Origin of the sequence: Pseudomonas sp. D3 (assembly GCF_029320995.1) — a bacterium.
GTDB classification, from domain to species: domain Bacteria; phylum Pseudomonadota; class Gammaproteobacteria; order Pseudomonadales; family Pseudomonadaceae; genus Aquipseudomonas; species Aquipseudomonas paraveronii.
In genome coordinates, this window is record NZ_CP119772.1 from 1,717,725 (window position 1) to 1,736,268 (window position 18,544).

An 18,544-nucleotide genomic window follows, 5' to 3' on the forward strand; every position below is an offset into this window, starting at 1 on the left:
TCGGCCATGAGTCTGGAAAACCTGTCGTGCCAGAAGAGCTTCGGCGGCTGGCATAAACGCTACAAGCATCATTCTGACGTGCTCGGTTGCGACATGACCTTCGCCGTCTACCTGCCGCCGCAGGCGGAGCAGGGCGGCAAGCTGCCGGTGGTGTACTGGCTGTCCGGGTTGACCTGCACCGATGAAAACTTCATGCAGAAAGCCGGCGCCCAGCGCATGGCGGCCGAACTGGGGCTGATCATTGTCGCGCCGGACACCAGCCCCCGTGGCCCCGGTGTGCCGGGCGATCCGGACAACGCCTGGGATTTCGGTATTGGGGCCGGTTTCTATCTGAATGCCACCCAGGAACCCTGGGCCAAGCATTATCGGATGCATGACTACGTGGTGCAGGAATTGCCGGCGTTGGTTGAAGCGCATTTCCCAGCTTCGGATAAACGCGGTATCAGCGGCCACTCCATGGGCGGTCACGGTGCGCTGGTGTGCGCGTTGCGCAACCCCGGGCGTTACCTATCGGTGTCGGCGTTTTCGCCGATCAACAACCCGATGGATTGCCCATGGGGCCAGAAAGCCTTCTCCCGTTACCTGGGCGAAGAACGCTCGAAGTGGCGCGAGTGGGACGCATGCGTGCTGATCAGCGAAGCCTCGGAAAAACTGCCATTGCTGGTGGATCAGGGCGACCGCGACGACTTCCTCGCGGTGCAGCTCAAGCCCGAAGCCTTGCAGCAAGCGGCGAAAGCGGCCAATCACCCGCTCGAACTGCGCCTGCAACCCGGCTACGACCACAGCTACTTCTTTATCGCCAGCTTCATCGAAGACCATTTGCGACATCATGGTCGTGCTTTGCTCGGTTAATATGCGACAAAAGTAGGTAGAATCACGCCCTGAATTAAATCGGGGCGTTTTTTTATGCGTATTGGCCACGGCTACGATGTGCACCGTTTCGCTGAAGGCGATTTCATCACTTTGGGCGGTGTGCGCATTGCGCACCACCATGGGTTGCTGGCTCATTCCGACGGCGATGTCGTGTTGCACGCCTTGAGCGACGCCTTGCTCGGCGCAGCGGCGCTCGGCGATATCGGCAAGCACTTTCCGGACACCGACCCGACCTTCAAGGGCGCGGACAGCCGCGTATTGCTACGCCATGTGGTCGGACTGATCCACGCCAAAGGCTGGAAAGTCGGCAACGTCGATAACACCATCGTGGCCCAGGCGCCGAAAATGGCCCCCCACATCGAGTCGATGCGCGCGCTCATCGCTGCGGATCTGCACATTGAATTGGATCAAGTGAACGTGAAAGCCACCACCACCGAAAAGCTCGGGTTTACCGGTCGTGAAGAGGGCATCGCGGTGCACTCCGTCGCCTTGTTGCTGCGCGCATGAACGACCAGCAACTGTTGGGCCCGCGGGCCTATGGCGAGGCTTTGGGCAGCGCTGTATTGAAGGCTACCGCTGAAGATTTCCAGGTCGACGAAGTGCTCGATATCCCGCTGACCGGCGAGGGTGAGCACCTGTGGCTGTGGGTGGAAAAACGTGGCCTAAACACTGAGGAAGCCGCGCGCCGGATCGCCAAGGCCGCCGGCGTGCCGTTGCGCACCGTCAGTTATGCCGGGCTTAAGGATCGCCAGGCGTTGACCCGCCAGTGGTTCAGTGTGCAACTGCCGGGCAAGGCTGATCCGGACCTGAGCGGCGCGGAAAACGACACCCTCAAGATCCTCAAGACCGGCCGTCACAAGCGCAAGCTGCAACGGGGTGCCCATTCGGCCAACGGCTTTACCTTGCGCTTGACGCAACTGGCGGGGGATCACGCGGCCATTGATGCGCGCCTGCAACTGATCGCCCAGCACGGCATTCCCAATTATTTCGGCACCCAGCGTTTTGGCCACAACGGCGGCAATGTGGTGGATGCGCGTGAGTGGGCGGCCCGCAAGGCCTTGCCGGAGCAGCGCAATGTGCGTTCGCGGTTGCTGTCGACGGCGCGCAGTTTCCTCTTCAACAAAGTGTTGGCAGCGCGTGTCGCGGACGGTTCCTGGCAGCGTGCCCAGGTCGGCGATCTTCTGGCCTTCACCGACAGTCGCAGTTTTTTTCCGGCGGGGGAGGCTGAATGCAGCGACCCGCGCCTGGCGATCCTGGACCTGCACCCCACCGGACCGCAGTGGGGCGAAGGAGATTCGCCGGCTACCGGTGCAACCCATGCACTGGAGCAGGCGGTTGCCGCCGGTGAAGCCGACCTGCGCGATTGGCTGGTGAATGCCGGCATGAGCCAGGAACGTCGCATTCTGCGACTGCCCATTGGCGGGTTGACGTGGCATTATCCCGGGCCTGACATTCTGCAATTGGAATTCGTCCTACCGGCCGGATGCTTCGCCACTGTCTTGGTGCGCGAGCTTGTTGATCTGGTGCCGGTGGGGCAGACGGACAGCCCATGCGTATTCTGATATCAAATGACGACGGTGCCACCGCACCTGGCCTCGCCGCGCTTCATGCTGCGCTGGCGGATTACGCCGAGTGCGTGGTGGTTGCCCCCGACCAGGACAAGAGCGGCGCCAGCAGTTCGCTGACGCTCGACCGTCCGCTGCACGTGCACGTTCTGGCCAATGGCTTTATCAGCGTGAACGGCACCCCCACCGACTGCGTACACCTGGCGATCAACAGTTTGTTGGATCAGGAGCCGGATCTGGTGGTGTCGGGCATCAACCTTGGCGCCAATCTGGGAGATGACGTGCTGTATTCTGGCACCGTGGCGGCCGCCCTTGAGGGGCGCTTCCTGGGTCGGACGTCGTTCGCCTTCTCGTTCGCCTCGCGCCAATTGGATAACCTGCCGACTGCCGCCTATTTTGCGCGCAAGCTGGTGGAAGCCCATGGTTCCCTCGATCTGCCGCCCCGGACGGTGCTTAACGTCAATATCCCCAATTTGCCCATCGAGCATATTCGCGGCATCCAGCTCACGCGCCTGGGCCATCGCGCCCGTGCGGCGGCACCGTTGAAGGTGGTAGACCCACGTGGCAAGGAAGGTTATTGGATCGCCGCCGCAGGCGATGCCGAAGACGGCGGCCCGGGCACCGATTTTCATGCGGTTATGCAAGGCTATGTCTCGATTACCCCGTTGCAACTCGATCGCACCTTCAGTGATGCCTTCAGTAGTCTCGATGGCTGGCTGGAGGGCTTGCGCTGATGGCTCGTGAACAAGACGACCTGCTGCGTCGCGGTATAGGGATGACTTCGCAACGTACCCGCGAGCGTCTGATCCAGCGCCTCTACGAAGAGGGTCTGTCCAATGCCCAGGTGTTGGAAGTGATCCGGCGCACGCCTCGGCACCTGTTTGTCGATGAGGCCCTGGCCCATCGCGCCTATGAAGACACGGCGTTGCCGATCGGGCATAACCAGACCATTTCCCAGCCGTATATGGTCGCGCGCATGAGCGAACTGCTGCTGGAGGCTGGCCCGTTGGACAAGGTGCTGGAGATCGGCACCGGTTCGGGTTACCAGACTGCGGTGCTGTCACAGTTGGTGGAGCGTGTGTTCTCGGTGGAGCGTATCAAGGTGCTGCAGGATCGCGCCAAAGAACGACTGGTGGAACTGAACCTGCGCAACGTGGTGTTCCGCTGGGGCGATGGCTGGGAAGGCTGGCCGGCGCTGGCGCCATACAATGGCATCATCGTCACCGCAGTCGCCACCGATGTGCCGCAGGCGTTGCTCGATCAACTGGCCCCCGGTGGTCGGCTGGTGATCCCGGTGGGTTCCGGTGAAGTGCAACAATTGATGCTCATTATCCGTGAAGAGGAAGGCTTTTCGCGGCATGTGCTCGGTGCTGTGCGTTTCGTGCCGTTGCTCAATGGCCCGCTCGCCTGATCATTTATTCGCGCGCAGTGAATTCTGTTGGCGGGGATGTGTCTTACGGCGGGGTCTATAGAGTCAACATGATCGGTCGTTGGTTTAAACGCGATGAATTTTTCGTTTCAGTCGTGTGCCAGTAAAAAGCCAATGCCCAGTTATACTTACGACATATTTCAAGCCTGATACAGGCATTCATGTTCAGCCACCACAAAGGGAGCGGCGGGTGAGTCTCACAGGTCTTGCGCAGCGTATGAGTAAAACAAGCTTTCAGCGACTGGTGCTTGGCCTTGTCTTGAGTTCCTTATTGGCGGCTTGTTCGAGCACGCCTTCCGGGGGCGCGAGGGTGGTTGACCGCACCAACGCAGCACCGCAAAAGCCGACCGTGACCACGGGGCAATATGTGGTGCGTAAGGGCGATACGATGTTTTCGATCGCCTTCCGTTATGGCTGGGACTACAAGGCACTCGCCGCGCGTAACAGTATTCCTGCGCCATACACGATACATCCAGGTCAGACCATTCGCTTCGATGGACGCACCGGTTCAACGCCGACGGCAGTTGTGACAAACACCGGATCTTCGCCCTCGTCTTCGAGCAAAACCACGATCATCACCCGGTCTGCAGGCACCGCCGCGCCTGCGGTTGCGAGCAAGCCGGCAGCAGCGCCGCTGCCGCCTGCGGGGCCTGCACCGAGCGGTTGGGGATGGCCTTCAAACGGTGTATTAATTGGAAAATTCTCTTCAAACGGCAGTTTGAATAAAGGCATTGATATCGCCGGGGATTTGGGACAGCCTGTTTTAGCTGCGTCTGATGGGACAGTGGTGTACGCCGGGAGTGGTTTGCGGGGCTACGGCGAGCTGGTCATCATCAAACACAGCGATACCTACGTCAGTGCTTACGGTCACAACCGTAGGCTGTTGGTTCGGGAGGGGCAGCAGGTCAAAGTCGGACAGACAATTGCCGAAATGGGGTCAACTGGTACAGACCGGGTGAAACTGCACTTTGAGATTCGCCGCCAAGGGAAGCCTGTAGATCCGCTGCAATTTCTACCCCGCCGTTGATGTGTTGCCAGCCTGTTCCCTCGCGTAGAAGGAACAGGCTCCAGCGTTGCCAAGGATAAAGGCGTCGCTTGAGCTTGAGGTCGAACTCACCAAAGGACTATAACAATGGCTCTCAGTAAAGAAGCGCCGGAGTTTGACATCGACGATGAGGTTCTCCTTATGGAGACCGGTGTCGCTATGGACTCGATGTCGAATGAGGGATCTGCGGTACCTTCAGTTCGCACCAAATCCAAGAACTCCACTGCGTTAAAACAGCACAAGTACATTGACTACACGCGGGCGCTCGATGCGACCCAGCTGTACCTCAATGAGATCGGTTTTTCCCCTCTGCTGACTCCCGAAGAAGAAGTCCATTTTGCGCGCTTGTCGCAAAAGGGTGATCCGGCTGGGCGCAAGCGCATGATTGAAAGCAACCTGCGTCTGGTGGTGAAAATCGCCCGACGCTACGTCAATCGTGGGCTGTCCCTGTTGGACCTGATCGAGGAGGGCAACCTCGGCTTGATCCGGGCGGTGGAGAAATTCGACCCTGAGCGGGGGTTCCGCTTCTCGACCTACGCCACCTGGTGGATTCGCCAGACCATCGAACGGGCGATCATGAATCAGACCCGCACGATCCGCTTGCCGATCCATGTGGTCAAGGAACTCAACGTCTACCTGCGGGCTGCGCGTGAGCTGACCCAAAAACTCGATCATGAACCCTCGCCCGAAGAAATCGCCAACCTGCTGGAAAAGCCGGTAGGCGAGGTCAAGCGCATGCTCGGTCTTAACGAACGCGTGTCCTCGGTCGACGTCTCGCTGGGCCCGGATTCGGATAAAACCCTGCTGGACACCCTGACGGATGATCGCCCGACGGACCCTTGCGAGCTGTTGCAGGACGATGATCTCTCCCAAAGCATTGACCAGTGGCTGTCGGAACTTACAGACAAGCAGCGCGAGGTGGTGATTCGCCGCTTCGGCCTGCGCGGCCATGAGAGCAGCACCCTGGAGGATGTAGGCCAGGAGATTGGCCTGACCCGTGAGCGGGTGCGGCAGATCCAGGTAGAAGGGCTCAAGCGCTTGCGTGAGATCCTGGAGAAGAATGGCTTGTCGAGTGAGTCGTTGTTCCAATAGCGACGCAGTTTGAATGTGGGAGGGGGCTTGCCCCCGATGGCAGTGGTTCAGTCACTGGATGTATCGACTGACCCACCGCTATCGGGGGCAAGCCCCCTCCCACATTTTTGAGCATGGTATTTTATTTATGTATGCCCAAATCCCAGGCATAAAAAAACCCCGCTTTTAAGGGCGGGGTTCTTTCGACTAAGTCAGTACAAGTTAGATAACTTGAACTTCTTCAGCTTGCATGCCTTTCTGACCGCGGGTAGCGATGAAAGAAACCTGTTGGCCTTCTTTCAGGCTTTTGAAGCCGTCGGATTGGATAGCTTTGAAGTGAACGAACAGGTCGTCACCGGATTGTGGAGTGATGAAGCCGAAGCCTTTTTCATCGTTGAACCACTTAACGGTACCAGTTTGGCGATTAGACATGGTGTATCTCCTTGGACAAAGTTAACTGCGACTCAGGAAAAGCCCTGGCCGAGACTGAGTGCAAAGAGCAGGAAAAATTCTTGGAGATGGTTGGATCGAAATTCAACATATCGTGTAGAGATTCTCAGTGACACAAGCAGCACAGTGGCGCCACCTTAACCCTTTTTCCGGAACGTGCCAATGGTATTTCCGAAGGTTTCTCTATTTTCGTGATTGGCGGTGGTATTTACGTTCACTGCGCACGCCGATTTGGGGCCCGGCCCCGCTGGCTGCGGCGTATATAAGGCGGGCATAGATCAAGACATTCATTAACAAAAGCCCCACGCCCTTTGAACCCCAACGCCCACCCCGGTAAGATGCCCAACAGAATTTTTCCACCTCGCTATTCAGGACACCCGCCATGAGCATCAAATCGGACAAGTGGATTCGCCGCATGGCGCAAGAGCACGGCATGATCGAACCGTTCGTTGAGCGCCAGATCCGTGGTGAAGGCGCTGATCGTGTGATTTCGTATGGTGTTTCCAGCTACGGCTACGACGTGCGTTGTGCCGATGAATTCAAGGTGTTCACCAACATCAACTCGGCCACCGTCGATCCGAAAAACTTCGACGAAAAGAGCTTCGTCGACGTCAAGAGCGACGTGTGCATCATCCCGCCCAACTCCTTCGCCCTGGCGCGCACCGTGGAATTTTTCCGTATTCCCCGCGACGTGCTGACCATCTGCCTGGGTAAAAGCACTTACGCGCGCTGCGGCATTATCGTCAACGTAACGCCGCTTGAGCCTGAGTGGGAAGGCCACGTCACCCTGGAATTCTCCAACACCACCACCCTGCCGGCGAAGATCTACGCCAACGAAGGCGTGGCGCAGATGCTGTTCCTGCAGTCCGATGAGGCCTGTGAAGTGTCCTACAAGGACCGTGGCGGCAAGTACCAGGGCCAGCGCGGCGTCACCTTGCCACGCGCCTGATAGAAACGTCCTACGCTTAAAGGGAATTAGTCTGGGGAAAGTGACTCTATTGGGTGTACTGCCTCGGTGCGTGCAAAACGCGCCGAGCCACGCTTGAGGAGTACCTTATGAAGATCGACCCGCGAATCAGCGCCGAACTCGCCCGGCTTGAACCCAACCAGATTGGTGTTCTGGCCTGGTCCCTGATGGCCGACCCTGCCTATGCGGGCGGTATCCCCGGTCAACCTGACCCCGATTTCCCGGACCCTACCGAACCTCGCGAGCCTGGCGAACCGACCCTTCCGGACGAGCCACCACCCGCGCCGATCGCCTGAGGCCTGCAGGTTGGGAAATGGTCAGTTCTCCAACAGACTGGCCAGGTCGCCTGGCGGTCGATCACAGAAGTCCGCCGCTGGTGGTCCTGCTCCACTGAATATCCTCAGCAAAGGCCCCAAACGCCGTCAGCAGGCCGCCTGCGGGGTTTGCCGCGATCAAGCTCATGCGCCGGCTCGGCAGGCCCTCAGAGCGCTCAGGCGGGGCTGGGGGCGAGCAGGGTGTTTGCGGTAACGCTTAGCAAAAAAATTACTTCAAATTGCCACTCAGGAATTGTTGCAGGCGCTCACTCTTCGGGTTGCCCAGCACATCTTCTGGCGTGCCTTGCTCTTCCACCAAGCCCTTGTGCAGGAACAGCACCTGGCTCGACACCTTGCGCGCAAAGCTCATCTCGTGGGTCACCATGATCATGGTGCGGCCTTCCTCTGCCAGGCCCTGGATCACCTTCAGCACTTCGCCCACCAGCTCCGGGTCGAGGGCCGAGGTGGGTTCGTCGAACAGCATCACCTCCGGCTCCATCGCCAAGGCGCGGGCGATGGCCACGCGTTGCTGCTGGCCACCAGAGAGAAATGCCGGGTATTGATCGGCCACGCGGGCCGGCAGGCCGACTTTGTCCAGGTAGCGACGGGCACGGTCCTCGGCGTCTTTCTTACTGCAGCCCAGCACCCGGCGCGGGGCCATGGTGATGTTTTCCAGCACGCTCATGTGGCTCCACAGGTTGAAGTGTTGGAACACCATCGCCAGGCGCGTGCGCAGGCGCTGCAGCTCGGCGTCGTCGGCCACGCGCATGCCGTGGCGGTCGCTGACCATACGGATCGGCTTGTCATCGAGGGTCATCGCACCGTCGTTGGGCGTTTCCAGAAAGTTAATGCAGCGCAGGAAGGTGCTCTTGCCCGAACCGCTGGCGCCGATCAGGCTGATCACGTCACCGGTCTTGGCCTTGAGCGAGACGCCTTTGAGCACTTCATTGTCGCCATAGCTTTTATGCAGGCCTTCAACGGTCAGTTTGTACATGGGGCGTGCATCCTCAAGGCGAAAGTAGGTAGCCGCTGCGGTAGGCCTCTGAGCCTGCAACGTGGCCGATGACCATCCCTGCAGTGGCCATGCGCCGCAGCGAACGGGCGTAAAGCAGGCCGGCGCTTTTGCAATGCACAGGCGTTACGCGGTCAGTAATGGGGTCGATGATTTCGGCGATCAGTTGCCCGGCTTCGAGGTATTCACCGGGCAAGGCGCTGAACACCAGCAAGCCGCCGACCGGCGTCGCTACCGGTTCGACGCCCGCCAGCGGGGTGGCCGGGTAGGGCAGGTCGGGCAGCGGTGCCACGTCGCCGGCAATCGCGCCGAAGTGAATCAGGTAGTCGATGATCGCCTGGCAGTCGAGGCCGGCCAGGCCATGGTTGACGTCGCCCTGGCCGCGCAGTTCGACGGTCACCGAAAAACAGCCCATGGGGATCGGGAAGCGTTCGCCGAAGCGTTGCTGCAACTGCCACCACACCAGGGTGAAGCACTCATCGAAGGATTGCCCGCCGGAATCGGTGGCCAGCAAGTTGGCCTCCGAGCCGATGTACCGCGCCAGCGGCTCCACCTGCGGCCAGGCCTCGGGCGTGGTGTACAGGTGCGCCACGGCTTCGAAGTCGCAATGCAGGTCCAGCACCATGTCGGCATCACAGGCCAGGCGTTGCAGCACCAGGCGCTGGGATTGCAACTGGGTCGTGACGGTTTGCTCCGCCAGGGCGCTGGACAGCGCCTCGCGGATCAGTTCGACGTTGCGCTGGGGATCCTCCCCGAGCAAATCCTTGACCTGATCACCCACCTCTTCACTGAGGTCGACAAACAGGCGATTGAAGTTCTGCCCGCTTTCCAACTCATAGCGGCCCAGTGGGATGTCCATCAACACTTGTTCGAGGCCCGCCGGGTTGGCGATGGGTACCAGCACGACTTCGCTGCGCAAGCGCCCGGCGGCGGCCAGTTGCGCCAGGCGTGCCTTGAGGTGCCAGGCCACCAGCATGCCCGGCAGTTCATCGGCATGCAGCGACGACTGGATGTAGATCTTGTGTTCGGCCTGCTCCGGGCCGAAGTGGAAGCTGTGAATCTGCCGCGCCGTGCCTGGCACCGGCGCGATCAGTTCATGGATCTGATGACGCATGAAGGCTCCTTAATGGCTCGGCCCGAGGAAAGCCAGCCAGCGGCGCTCCGCCAGACGAAACAGACCGACCAGGGCAAAGGTCACAGTCAGGTAGATCAGCGCAGCGATGCCGAATGATTGAAAGGTGAGGAAGGTGGCCGAGTTGGCGTCCCGGGCCACTTTGAGAATGTCCGGGATCGTCGCGGTAAACGCCACCGTCGTCGAGTGCAGCATCAAAATCACTTCATTGCTGTAGTACGGCAATGAACGGCGCAGGGCCGACGGCATGATCACATAGGCGTACAGCTTCCAGCCGCTGAGGCCGTAGGCTTTGGCCGCTTCGACCTCGCCGTGGGCCATGCTGCGGATCGCCCCGGCGAAAATCTCGGTGGTGTAGGCGCAGGTGTTGAGCGCGAAGGCCAGGACCGTGCAGTTCATCGCGTCGCGAAAGAACGCATCCAGCACCGGCTGGGCGCGCACGGCGGCAATGCTGTAGATGCCGGTGTAACAGATCAGCAATTGGATATAGAGCGGCGTACCACGAAACAAGTAGGTGTAGAACTGCACCGGCCAGCGCACCAGAGGGTTACGCGACACCCTGGCGATGGACAGCGGGATCGACACCAAAAAGCCGATCACCAATGAGGCGCTGAGTAGCCACATGGTCATGGCCAGGCCGGTGATGTGCTGGCCGTCGCTGTAAAGGAATGGGCGCCAGTATTCCTGCAAGAGTTCGATCATCGCACGGCCTCCCGGGAGCCTGCCGAATAGCGACGTTCAAGACGGCGCAGGACAAAGTTGGACGCACTGGTGATCAGCAGGTAGATCAAGGCGGCAACCACCAGGAAGTAAAACAGTTGATAGGTGCTCTTGCCGGCATCCTGCGCGGCCTTGACCAGGTCTGCCAGGCCGATGATCGACACCAGCGCGGTGGCCTTGAGCATCACCATCCAGTTGTTGCCGATGCCCGGGAGGGCAAAGCGCATCATTTGCGGGAAGGTCACGTAGCGAAACCGCTGCCCGCGTTTGAGGCCATACGCCGTGGCGGCTTCCAGTTGGCCGCGGGGCACCGCGAGGATCGCGCCGCGAAAGGTTTCGGTGAAGTACGCACCGTAAATAAAGCCCAGGGTGATCACCCCGGCGCTGAATGGGTCGATTTCGATGTATTCCCATTCCATGAAGTCAGTAAGACCGGTCAGCCAGGTTTGCAGGCTGTAGAAAATCAGCAGCATCAGCACCAGGTCGGGCACGCCACGAATCAGCGTGGTGTAGAGCTGGGCGGGAATGCGCAGGAAGGGCAGGCTGGACAGTTTGGCGCTGGCGCCGAGCAGGCCCAGCAACACGCTGACGGCCAGGGACAGCACCGACAACTTGATGGTCATCCAGGTGCCTTGCAGCAACAGCGGGCCGAAACCCTTCAAACTGAGCGCGCTCAGCCCGAGGGTTTGCAACAGTTCTTCGAACATAAATCAGGACCTATGGCGATAAAAAAGCGCCCCTTGCGGGAAGGGGCGCCCCAGGCATTATTTGCCGCTGTACAGGTTCAGATCGCCAAAGTGTTTCTTCTGGATGCTGGCGTAGGTGCCATCATCATGTAACGCTTTGATACCTTTATCCAAAAAGGCCTTCAGCTCAGTGTTACCTTTTTTGATACCGACCGCCGTTTTCGACGGCAGCAATGGGTCGTCGATGGCCGCGCTGACTTCATAACCGGCACCGGCCGGCGACTTCAGGAAGCCCAGTTCGGCTTGCAGCATGTCCTGCACGGAGGCGTCGAGACGACCGGAGGTCAGGTCAGCGTACACCTGGTCCTGGTTGGCGTAGGCCTTGGTGGTCACACCGGCTTTATCCAATACGGCCTTGGCATAGGCTTCCTGGATGGTGCCTTGCTCGTAGCCCACGGTTTTGCCCTTGAGGGACTCAGGCGTCGAGTAACCGGCGCCCTTCTTGAATACCAGCGAAGTCGGGCCGGAGAACAGCTCGTTGGAGAAGTCGATGGCCTTCATACGGGCTTCGGTGACGGTCATGGACGAAATCACGCCGTCGAATTTGTTGGCTTTGAGGCCTGGAATCATGCCGTCGAAGTCGCTTTCGACCCACTTGCACTTGACCTTCAGCTCGGCGCAGATCGCATTGCCCAGGTCGATGTCGAAGCCCACCAGGCTGCCGTCAGCCGCTTTGGACTCGAACGGTGCGTAGGACGGATCGACACCAAAACGCAATTCCTTGTATTCCTTGGCCAAGGCGGAACCTGCGGCCATGCACAGAGCCAGTGCAGAAAGGGTCAGCAATGCTTTTTTCATTATGTAATCCCTGGAAACCAAGATAAGCGCTTGTGGCGCGTTTAGGACTGTTACTGAACGGTGTCAGACGGATCACAAGTAGCAATTTCTGCACCATAGTTCCGAATGTCGCTCCGAATGATCGTTTTAAAAGGTGGGAAGAGGGAGCTATTAGTATAGGAGATGCCCGAAAGTGGGCATTGAAAATCGGCTGCACCATTTTGGATCGAGCGCAGATTAAAAAATGTGGGAGCAGGCTTGCCTGCGATGAAGCCGTGTCAGTCACTCTTTCAGTGACTGATCCACCGCTATCGCAGGCAAGCCAGCTCCCACCTGTTGGTACGGTTACTTGCCGGGAGTGAGGGTCAACCTGGCTTTCCCATACACCTTGTCAAAGTTCTGCGGCTGCATCGGGAAGCTCAGGTATTGCGCCTTGAGCGACGGATCGATGCCATTGGCATAGTTCGGGCTGGCCGGGTTGCCGGACTGGCCGATGCCGCCCTGGCCCATCATCGGTTCCGCCTGGCCGAAGTCGACAATCATGCGCAGTGCCGGCACTTGGGTGGTGTCGAAACTTTGCCCCCAATTGTACGGGGCCGGGTTCAGGGTGTTGTGGTCGCCGCCGCTAGCCAGCGGGCCGCGAATCACCTGGCCATTACTGTTCTTCCAGGTGGTGCTGTGCAGTTTGCCCCACTGCCAGGCCTTGTGATCGGCACCCAACTGGCTGTCGCCGGCAGTGATCGCGGCGGCCAGGCTGCGGGCGAGGATTGCCGGTTTGTCTTCTTTCTGCGGGGTGCGTACATCGTCCCAGAATGGGCTGTCTTCACGGCCCAGCAGGTGGTCGGCCTGAGCGGCGTAGGACAGGTTGGCGTTGCTGATAAAGGCTTTCCAAGTGGCGCTGTTTTCCGGGCCGAGTTCGTCGAGGAAGATCTGTTTGCTGCTTTCCTGCAGGAACAGCTCATAAATCGCCGCGTCGGCTGACGTCGGCGCCAGGCGGCCGTCAAACGCCATCAGGCGATTCAGCGCTTCACGGGCCTTGGTCTGTTCGGCTGCGGGCAGCGCAGCGATCGCCTGTTTCAGCGGCTGCGCCATGCCAGGCGCCTGGAACATGTTCTTGAGCTTGGCGGCGAACGTGGTGGTCTGGTCGTATTGCATGGCGATCATGCTGCGGCTGTCATGCTTGCCGGCATTGGCCAATTGCGCCAGGCGCTCGCTGCGCTCCGGAGCATCCCACGAGTTGGACAGTTGCATGCCATAGCCGCGCGGCGCGGTACGTTGGTTGGCGGTGCCGATCCAGCCTTGGGCCGGGTCCTGGTCATAGGGGTGCAGCATCGCGTCGGCGTAACCGTCCCAGTCAAAGCGCGCATCCCAGCCCGGTGAAGGCAGCAGGCCTTCGCCTTCGCGGCGGTTGGGGAAGCGCCCGGTAACCTGCCAGCCGATGTTGCTGGCGTCGGCGAACACCATGTTCAAGGCGATGGCGCGGATTTCCCGGGTCGCGTCCGAGGCTTTGCCGGCGTTTTGCGCACGGGACAGGTCGAAGAACGCATCCAGGCTCTTGTCGTCCTTGAAGTCCGCCGTTTGCAGGGCCAGACCCAGTCCCGTTGTTAGCGCCTGGCTACTGTTGAGCAGGGCGCCGTGGCGGGTTTCGTACACCACTTCGCGAATCGAGCGTTGGCCTTTGATGAAAAAGGTCTCGTTACGCACACCGGCCGGCAGCCATTTGCCGTTGCTCTCGTAGTACAACGCACTGCCCTGGCGTTTGACCTTTTCCAAGAACAGGTCCTGCGTGTCGCCCTTGACCGTGCTCATGCTCCACGCCACTTTGCCGTTGAAGCCGGACAGCAGGGTTGGCAGGCCGGCAATCGAGGCGCCGACGGCCTGGTATTTCGGGGCGCGGATCTGTACGTAATTCCATGGCGACGGTGCTTGCGGCTGGGCGGCGAGGTCGTTGGCCAGCAGGCTTTTGCCGCTGCGGCTGCGTTGCGGGCCAATCGCCCAGTTGCTCGAGGTGGTGACCGCCAGTGAGTTGAGGCTGCTCAGTTGCTGGCTGACCGTCTCCAGCCCGGCCAGGCCGGTGATCTGGCCCAGGTTCACGCCCTTGAGTTTGTCGGCTTCGGCCAGGGGGATCGGTTCATCCGGCGCACTTGGGGTGAGCCAGGCGAGTTTGTCGACGCCGACCTTTTGCCCCAGTACCAGGGACGACAATTCTTCCTGCAGGTTGGCCGACTCGCTGAAATTCAGCAGGCAGAACAACAGCGCCGAATCTTCCGGCTTCCAGTACTCGGGTTTGTAGCCGGTCTGGGCGAGGTCCGGCGGCAGCTTGTCGCGGTAGCGGAACAAGTAGGCGTTGACGCCACGGGCATACACTTCAAAGAAGCGCTTGAGACGTGGCGACGAGGCGTTGTACAGCTCGCCGGCGCTTTTCTTGAGATTGACCGCGCGCATGAATCGGTCGACATCCAGCACCTCGGGGCCGGACATTTCCGCCAGGCGGCCTTGGGCCAGCAAACGCAACGTGACCATCTGCGTAATGCGGTCGCTGGCATGCACATAGCCGAGGCTGAACAGTGCGTCGTGGAAGGTGTTGCTTTCAATCAGCGGCATGCCCTGGGCATTGCGGCGTATCGAAACATTCTGCGCGAGGCCCTTGATCGGCTGTACGCCGGTAACGGGTGGCAGGGTGTCCTGGGTGCTCTGGAGTTGGCAACCAGCCAGGCTTAATGCGCTGGCCACTGCCGCGGCAACGCCGAACCGGGGAAGAAAATGTGAGAGGGCTGGCGAGGCCATGGCAAAGCTCCTGCGGGGGTAGCGTCAGTAAAGGCGCTACGTTAGTGAGCGCGGTGAAACGACGCAAGCAGGAGCTAAGGCTTATTTTCAGGAGCGTGGTATCAAGCGCCGTGGCACTTCTTGAATTTCTTCTCGCTGCCGCATGGGCATGGATCGTTACGGCCAACGTCCTTCAGGGCATTGCGCACCGGCTCCTGGTGAGCATGGCCGCAGTTCGGGCCGTGGACATGGCCGTGGTCGTGATCATGGTGATCGTGATCGTGGTTGCAGTCAGGACCATGGACATGGGGTTGCTGAGTCATCGATGTCGCTCCGGAATAAAATCGCCGGGGATTATCTCGCCATTGTGGTCCACGCGCACGTCATTACCGATGAATAATCCGGTTTTCAGCTCGCCTTCCAGCCGATACGGCACGGGCCGCTCGGGTTTTTTCAGCATCTGCACCACATCACGGATTTGCGGCCAGAGGTTGGTGCGCACCGAGATCTTGAAAAAGGCATGGCCACGCGGCGGCACGGTGAGCCATTCGTTGGATTCGCCTTCGGTCAGCAGCAGGTTGCCCAGGGTGACCTTGTAGATCAGGCCCCGCACCGTCAGATCGGCGTCGTCGCGGTTGTCCACGCGAAAATACAGCTTGAACTTCTGCTCCAGTAACTTGGCCCGTACCACTTCGACTTTCACCAGCGAGACGTGGGGCGGGGGCGTGTCGTCCTCGAACCACGAGGCGCAGCCGCTCAAGCCAAGGGTCAACGCCAGCAACAAGCTGTAAATCCGGAGCATGGCGTGATCCCTGTCAGGTGATTAGAGGTAGCTGGAGCAGCACTTCTTGAACTTCTGCCCGCTCCCGCAGAGGCACGCGTCATTGCGTCCGGCCTTCATCTGCACTGTCGGGTCGATGAAGTACCAGCGCGCCTCATTCTGTACGAAAGAAGACTGTTCGCGGTGGCTATGTTCGCCGGTGCTGTCATGCCAGCGTGCAGTAAAGGTCACGAACGCATGTTCCGGCTGGCCGCCGAACACCTCGGAGCTTTCCACCTCCAGGCCGAGCCAGGTGCTCTGGGCACTCCAGGCGGCAATGGCGTCACGGTCCAAGGCGGCCTGTTGCGCGGGCAGGGTGGTGGCCACCAGGTAGTCCACCAGGCCCAGCACGTAGGCGCTGTAGCGCGAACGCATCAGTGCGCTGGCACACGGCGCCGGGTGGCCGGCGTGATAATGGCCGCAGCAGGCATCCAGCAGGTTGCCGCTGCCGCAGGGGCAAATGGCTGTAGTCATTGGGTTACCACCAATACTTTCCGAAGTTTTCCGGGTTGGCCCAGAAGCGGGCGTTGAGCCAGTCCGGCACCTGTTTATAGTCAAGCAGATCATAGGTAAACAGCGTCAGCACCTGCTCATCGCGCTCGAAGCGCTCACCGGCCTGCAGGGCCAGGGAGAAGAAGTCAGTGTCCTTCCAGTCGCAGGCTCCCAGGTCCACCAGCACCGCAATACGGCTGGCATTGAGGTTGCGAATGCCACCCAACAGGGTCAGGCCTTGTGATTTTGACAGGTGCTCCAGGCAATCGACCACCAGCGCCAGGTCAAAACGCTGCGCCGCCAGTTCCGCCGGCAACGCGCCAGGCGCCGCGACGGACACCTGGGTATCAGGGTGCGCCTTTTGAAAGGCTTGCAGTGCCGGGAACTGGCTGGCACCCAACAGCAACAGGCGTTTGGGCTGCTGCAAATCGAGCAAGGCAGCCAGGGCTTGCTGGGGTGTACGAGAAGAAATACCAGCGGTCATCAGAGATCCTCACATCAGGACCCTAGAGACTAGCGCGGCTGAGCGTGCGGGCCTAGAGCGGGTGGCTGAGAAAAGTCCCTCAAGTGCGGCCGGCCTCAATGAATACGGGGGTGTGGCGTACTGGCGCAGTTGAAAGGAGCGGTCTTTACTCCACCCATCGGCCCCCGCCGATCCCCCCAGGAGAAATCAGATGAGCATCATGCGGACAGCTCTACCCTTGGTTCTGCTAACCGGAGTATTGACAGGTTGCGCAGGTTTGCAAAAAACCGATTGGCCCACCTGCGCCGCCGTTGGCGGTGTGACCGGTGCGGCGATCGGTGCGACGGAAAGCTCAGCCTACGCCGGCTACGGCGCGTTGTTGGTCGGCGGCATGGCCGGTGCCTATTGCTGGGTACACGGCGATGGTGACGAAGACGGCGATGGCGTGCCGGACAGCCGTGACAAGTGCCCCGGCACGCCGAAAGGCGTGCAGGTCGATGCCAATGGTTGCCCACCTGCGCCACTCGCCGTTGTGGTTGAAGAGGTGGTTGTGGTCAAGGAAGAAACCATCGTGATTCGCGATGTACACTTCCAGTTCGACTCGGCCAAGCTGACGGCGGCGGACAAAACCAAGCTCGACACCATTGCCACCCGCCTGAAACGGGAGGCCCCGAGCGCCCAGTTGCGGGTCAGCGGGCATACCGACAGCGTCGGCAAGGACGTCTACAACCAGAAACTCTCGGAAAAACGCGCCCACTCGGTGACGGAATACCTGATCGGCTCCGGCGTGCCTCGCAGTAACTTTGTATCGGTGACCGGCGCGGGCGAAAGCCATCCGGTGGCTGACAACAAAACCGCTGAAGGACGTGCCCTGAACCGCCGCGTAGAAATCCAGATCAACCGCTGAGAGCCCTTGCCCCTGTGGGATTCCACAGGGGCATCGTTGGCGATCCTCGCTGAAACCGACGCCTTCTCAAGTTTTTTGATCCTTCACTGGCAAATCGCCTGTAGAAGTCGTTACTGTGCGCCCAAAGAAAAATTTGAAATAACAAATTCCCCATCACTCAGGAGCCCCATGATGCGTAAGGTTTTTCTGTTGGCCCTGTTGGTCAGCCCCGTTGCCCTGGCCCAGAACGTCAGTGTTGAAACCAATTCGTTGATGCGCTTGCCCAGCAGTACCAGCGTACTGCAGCTGGAACGCCTGGACGTGGCGGACTACGGCACTTTGCTCATCCCGGCCACGATCAGCCAGGTCTCGGTGGAGGTGTTGCACCTGGGCCGCGAAGCACGCATCGCCATCGCTCCCGGTAACACCGTGCTGCAATTGCAGGTGCGTCAGGCGCAACTGGAGCACGGCAGCCAGATCACCTCGCGTGGTGCTCCGGGTACTCATGAAAAACCAGCCAAGGCCGGGCGTGACCTGACCTTGCGCATCAATGCCCTGACGGCGCAAGAGCTGTCGGTGGATGCCCGTGGTGGTACCGGCGCCCAAGGTTATGCCGGGCTGGATGGCGCCAACGGCGAAGACCCGGGTTGCACTTGGGGTTCCGCCGGGCGCGGTGCCAACGGCGATAACGGTGGCGACGGGTTGGCTGGCGCGGCGGGCGCGCAGGTGCGGGTCGAGCTGCCGCAGGACTTTCCGAGCGACAAGATCAAGGTCTGGGTCGATGGCGGCGCGGGCGGCTTGGCAGGGACGGCGGGCAAGCCCGGAAGGGGTGGGCAATCCAAGGGTTGCCTGGTGTACCGCGCCGATGGTGGTGACAAAGGCCGGCCTGGGCTGGAAGGGCAACCGGGGCCGGCTGGTCCTGCTGGCTCTGTAACCGTCCAGCGACTTTGAGTCGTTCGTTCTGACGCCATCGGGAGCAAGCTCCCTCCCACATTTTGAATGCATTTCAAGTGTGG

At 60.2% G+C, this 18,544-nt stretch carries 22 protein-coding genes; 11 read left to right on the forward strand and 11 right to left on the reverse strand.

Features of this window, described 5'->3' with window-relative positions; all coding sequences use genetic code 11:
- Nucleotides 1-6 precede the first annotated feature (6 nt).
- From fghA to rpoS, 7 genes are all read left to right on the forward strand, one after another.
- Nucleotides 7-852: an S-formylglutathione hydrolase gene (gene fghA / locus P3S72_RS07745; protein WP_276196863.1), complete on the forward strand. Its 846-nt coding sequence runs from the start codon at nt 7-9 to the stop codon at nt 850-852.
- 54 nt (nt 853-906) lie between these two features.
- The gene (gene ispF, locus P3S72_RS07750; RefSeq protein ID WP_025855145.1) at nt 907-1,380 is read left to right on the forward strand and encodes a 2-C-methyl-D-erythritol 2,4-cyclodiphosphate synthase; all 474 of its coding nucleotides are present in this window, start codon (nt 907-909) and stop codon (nt 1,378-1,380) included.
- A complete protein-coding gene (truD, locus tag P3S72_RS07755; RefSeq protein ID WP_276196864.1) occupies nt 1,377-2,435 on the forward strand; it encodes a tRNA pseudouridine(13) synthase TruD in 1,059 nt (352 codons plus the stop codon). The genes ispF and truD overlap by 4 nt, the downstream gene beginning before the upstream one ends.
- Complete coding sequence (gene surE, locus P3S72_RS07760; RefSeq protein WP_276196865.1) at nt 2,423-3,172, forward strand: 5'/3'-nucleotidase SurE; 750 nt, start codon at nt 2,423-2,425, stop codon at nt 3,170-3,172. The genes truD and surE overlap by 13 nt, the downstream gene beginning before the upstream one ends.
- 41 nt (nt 3,173-3,213) lie before the next feature.
- Nucleotides 3,214-3,849 (forward strand): protein-L-isoaspartate(D-aspartate) O-methyltransferase, encoded by a 636-nt coding sequence (locus tag P3S72_RS07765; RefSeq protein ID WP_247402496.1) that lies wholly within the window; start codon nt 3,214-3,216, stop codon nt 3,847-3,849.
- A gap of 208 nt (nt 3,850-4,057) precedes the next feature.
- Nucleotides 4,058-4,894 (forward strand): peptidoglycan DD-metalloendopeptidase family protein, encoded by an 837-nt coding sequence (locus P3S72_RS07770; protein ID WP_276196866.1) that lies wholly within the window; start codon nt 4,058-4,060, stop codon nt 4,892-4,894.
- 105 nt (nt 4,895-4,999) lie between these two features.
- On the forward strand, nt 5,000-6,004 hold the full coding sequence (gene rpoS / locus P3S72_RS07775) for an RNA polymerase sigma factor RpoS (protein ID WP_276196867.1): 1,005 nt from the start codon (nt 5,000-5,002) through the stop codon (nt 6,002-6,004).
- Nucleotides 6,005-6,205: 201 nt separating this feature from the next.
- On the opposite strand, the gene P3S72_RS07780 is transcribed toward rpoS, so the two are convergent.
- A complete protein-coding gene (locus P3S72_RS07780) occupies nt 6,206-6,415 on the reverse strand; it encodes a cold-shock protein (protein WP_002554837.1) in 210 nt (69 codons plus the stop codon).
- 400 nt (nt 6,416-6,815) lie between these two features.
- Here P3S72_RS07780 and dcd point away from each other — a divergent pair, with 400 nt between their 5' ends.
- Nucleotides 6,816-7,382, forward strand: a complete 567-nt coding sequence (dcd, locus tag P3S72_RS07785) for a dCTP deaminase (RefSeq protein WP_058412395.1) — start codon at nt 6,816-6,818, stop codon at nt 7,380-7,382.
- A gap of 107 nt (nt 7,383-7,489) precedes the next feature.
- Nucleotides 7,490-7,696, forward strand: coding sequence for a hypothetical protein (locus tag P3S72_RS07790; RefSeq protein WP_247407568.1), 207 nt, complete (start codon nt 7,490-7,492; stop codon nt 7,694-7,696).
- Between the two features lie 247 nt (nt 7,697-7,943).
- Here P3S72_RS07790 and P3S72_RS07795 read toward each other — a convergent pair whose 3' ends face one another.
- The 10 genes from P3S72_RS07795 to P3S72_RS07840 form a co-directional block, all read right to left on the reverse strand.
- Nucleotides 7,944-8,708: an ATP-binding cassette domain-containing protein gene (locus P3S72_RS07795; protein WP_010563548.1), complete on the reverse strand. Its 765-nt coding sequence runs from the start codon at nt 8,706-8,708 to the stop codon at nt 7,944-7,946.
- Nucleotides 8,709-8,721: 13 nt separating this feature from the next.
- Nucleotides 8,722-9,840 carry a succinylglutamate desuccinylase/aspartoacylase family protein gene (locus P3S72_RS07800; RefSeq protein ID WP_276196869.1) on the reverse strand — a complete coding sequence of 373 codons (1,119 nt, stop codon included), beginning with the start codon at nt 9,838-9,840 and terminating at the stop codon, nt 8,722-8,724.
- A 9-nt stretch (nt 9,841-9,849) separates the two neighbouring features.
- Nucleotides 9,850-10,560 (reverse strand): ABC transporter permease, encoded by a 711-nt coding sequence (locus P3S72_RS07805; protein ID WP_017844772.1) that lies wholly within the window; start codon nt 10,558-10,560, stop codon nt 9,850-9,852.
- Nucleotides 10,557-11,285: an ABC transporter permease gene (locus P3S72_RS07810; protein ID WP_247407180.1), complete on the reverse strand. Its 729-nt coding sequence runs from the start codon at nt 11,283-11,285 to the stop codon at nt 10,557-10,559. Before P3S72_RS07810 ends, P3S72_RS07805 begins: the two co-directional genes overlap by 4 nt.
- A gap of 57 nt (nt 11,286-11,342) precedes the next feature.
- Nucleotides 11,343-12,122, reverse strand: a complete 780-nt coding sequence (locus tag P3S72_RS07815) for a transporter substrate-binding domain-containing protein (protein WP_276196870.1) — start codon at nt 12,120-12,122, stop codon at nt 11,343-11,345.
- Nucleotides 12,123-12,446: 324 nt separating this feature from the next.
- Nucleotides 12,447-14,888 (reverse strand): penicillin acylase family protein, encoded by a 2,442-nt coding sequence (locus tag P3S72_RS07820; protein WP_276196871.1) that lies wholly within the window; start codon nt 14,886-14,888, stop codon nt 12,447-12,449.
- A 101-nt stretch (nt 14,889-14,989) separates the two neighbouring features.
- Nucleotides 14,990-15,190, reverse strand: a complete 201-nt coding sequence (locus P3S72_RS07825) for an SEC-C metal-binding domain-containing protein (RefSeq protein WP_003189235.1) — start codon at nt 15,188-15,190, stop codon at nt 14,990-14,992.
- Nucleotides 15,187-15,669, reverse strand: a complete 483-nt coding sequence (locus P3S72_RS07830) for an LEA type 2 family protein (protein WP_276196872.1) — start codon at nt 15,667-15,669, stop codon at nt 15,187-15,189. Before P3S72_RS07830 ends, P3S72_RS07825 begins: the two co-directional genes overlap by 4 nt.
- 21 nt (nt 15,670-15,690) lie before the next feature.
- Nucleotides 15,691-16,161 carry a YchJ family protein gene (locus tag P3S72_RS07835; RefSeq protein WP_276196873.1) on the reverse strand — a complete coding sequence of 157 codons (471 nt, stop codon included), beginning with the start codon at nt 16,159-16,161 and terminating at the stop codon, nt 15,691-15,693.
- Between the two features lie 4 nt (nt 16,162-16,165).
- Nucleotides 16,166-16,663, reverse strand: coding sequence for a DUF6231 family protein (locus P3S72_RS07840; RefSeq protein WP_276196874.1), 498 nt, complete (start codon nt 16,661-16,663; stop codon nt 16,166-16,168).
- Nucleotides 16,664-16,853: 190 nt separating this feature from the next.
- Here P3S72_RS07840 and P3S72_RS07845 point away from each other — a divergent pair, with 190 nt between their 5' ends.
- Nucleotides 16,854-17,549: an OmpA family protein gene (locus P3S72_RS07845; protein WP_276196875.1), complete on the forward strand. Its 696-nt coding sequence runs from the start codon at nt 16,854-16,856 to the stop codon at nt 17,547-17,549.
- A gap of 171 nt (nt 17,550-17,720) precedes the next feature.
- A complete protein-coding gene (locus P3S72_RS07850) occupies nt 17,721-18,479 on the forward strand; it encodes a collagen-like protein (protein ID WP_276196876.1) in 759 nt (252 codons plus the stop codon).
- The last annotated feature ends 65 nt before the right edge of the window (nt 18,480-18,544 follow it).

What these genes read in the sequence shown, in the direction of transcription:
- P3S72_RS07800 (WP_276196869.1), bottom strand. Translation starts at nt 9,840, where the DNA reads ATGCGTCATCAGATCCATGAACTGATCGCGCCGGTGCCAGGCACGGCG.
- P3S72_RS07820 (WP_276196871.1), bottom strand. Translation starts at nt 14,888, where the DNA reads ATGGCCTCGCCAGCCCTCTCACATTTTCTTCCCCGGTTCGGCGTTGCC.
- P3S72_RS07765 (WP_247402496.1), top strand. Translation starts at nt 3,214, where the DNA reads ATGACTTCGCAACGTACCCGCGAGCGTCTGATCCAGCGCCTCTACGAA.
- P3S72_RS07850 (WP_276196876.1), top strand. Translation starts at nt 17,721, where the DNA reads ATGCGTAAGGTTTTTCTGTTGGCCCTGTTGGTCAGCCCCGTTGCCCTG.
- P3S72_RS07790 (WP_247407568.1), top strand. Translation starts at nt 7,490, where the DNA reads ATGAAGATCGACCCGCGAATCAGCGCCGAACTCGCCCGGCTTGAACCC.
- P3S72_RS07830 (WP_276196872.1), bottom strand. Translation starts at nt 15,669, where the DNA reads ATGCTCCGGATTTACAGCTTGTTGCTGGCGTTGACCCTTGGCTTGAGC.
- P3S72_RS07840 (WP_276196874.1), bottom strand. Translation starts at nt 16,663, where the DNA reads ATGACCGCTGGTATTTCTTCTCGTACACCCCAGCAAGCCCTGGCTGCC.
- P3S72_RS07810 (WP_247407180.1), bottom strand. Translation starts at nt 11,285, where the DNA reads ATGTTCGAAGAACTGTTGCAAACCCTCGGGCTGAGCGCGCTCAGTTTG.
- P3S72_RS07780 (WP_002554837.1), bottom strand. Translation starts at nt 6,415, where the DNA reads ATGTCTAATCGCCAAACTGGTACCGTTAAGTGGTTCAACGATGAAAAA.
- P3S72_RS07795 (WP_010563548.1), bottom strand. Translation starts at nt 8,708, where the DNA reads ATGTACAAACTGACCGTTGAAGGCCTGCATAAAAGCTATGGCGACAAT.
- P3S72_RS07825 (WP_003189235.1), bottom strand. Translation starts at nt 15,190, where the DNA reads ATGACTCAGCAACCCCATGTCCATGGTCCTGACTGCAACCACGATCAC.
- surE (WP_276196865.1), top strand. Translation starts at nt 2,423, where the DNA reads ATGCGTATTCTGATATCAAATGACGACGGTGCCACCGCACCTGGCCTC.
- truD (WP_276196864.1), top strand. Translation starts at nt 1,377, where the DNA reads ATGAACGACCAGCAACTGTTGGGCCCGCGGGCCTATGGCGAGGCTTTG.
- fghA (WP_276196863.1), top strand. Translation starts at nt 7, where the DNA reads ATGAGTCTGGAAAACCTGTCGTGCCAGAAGAGCTTCGGCGGCTGGCAT.
- ispF (WP_025855145.1), top strand. Translation starts at nt 907, where the DNA reads ATGCGTATTGGCCACGGCTACGATGTGCACCGTTTCGCTGAAGGCGAT.
- dcd (WP_058412395.1), top strand. Translation starts at nt 6,816, where the DNA reads ATGAGCATCAAATCGGACAAGTGGATTCGCCGCATGGCGCAAGAGCAC.
- P3S72_RS07845 (WP_276196875.1), top strand. Translation starts at nt 16,854, where the DNA reads ATGAGCATCATGCGGACAGCTCTACCCTTGGTTCTGCTAACCGGAGTA.
- P3S72_RS07815 (WP_276196870.1), bottom strand. Translation starts at nt 12,122, where the DNA reads ATGAAAAAAGCATTGCTGACCCTTTCTGCACTGGCTCTGTGCATGGCC.
- P3S72_RS07835 (WP_276196873.1), bottom strand. Translation starts at nt 16,161, where the DNA reads ATGACTACAGCCATTTGCCCCTGCGGCAGCGGCAACCTGCTGGATGCC.
- P3S72_RS07805 (WP_017844772.1), bottom strand. Translation starts at nt 10,560, where the DNA reads ATGATCGAACTCTTGCAGGAATACTGGCGCCCATTCCTTTACAGCGAC.
- rpoS (WP_276196867.1), top strand. Translation starts at nt 5,000, where the DNA reads ATGGCTCTCAGTAAAGAAGCGCCGGAGTTTGACATCGACGATGAGGTT.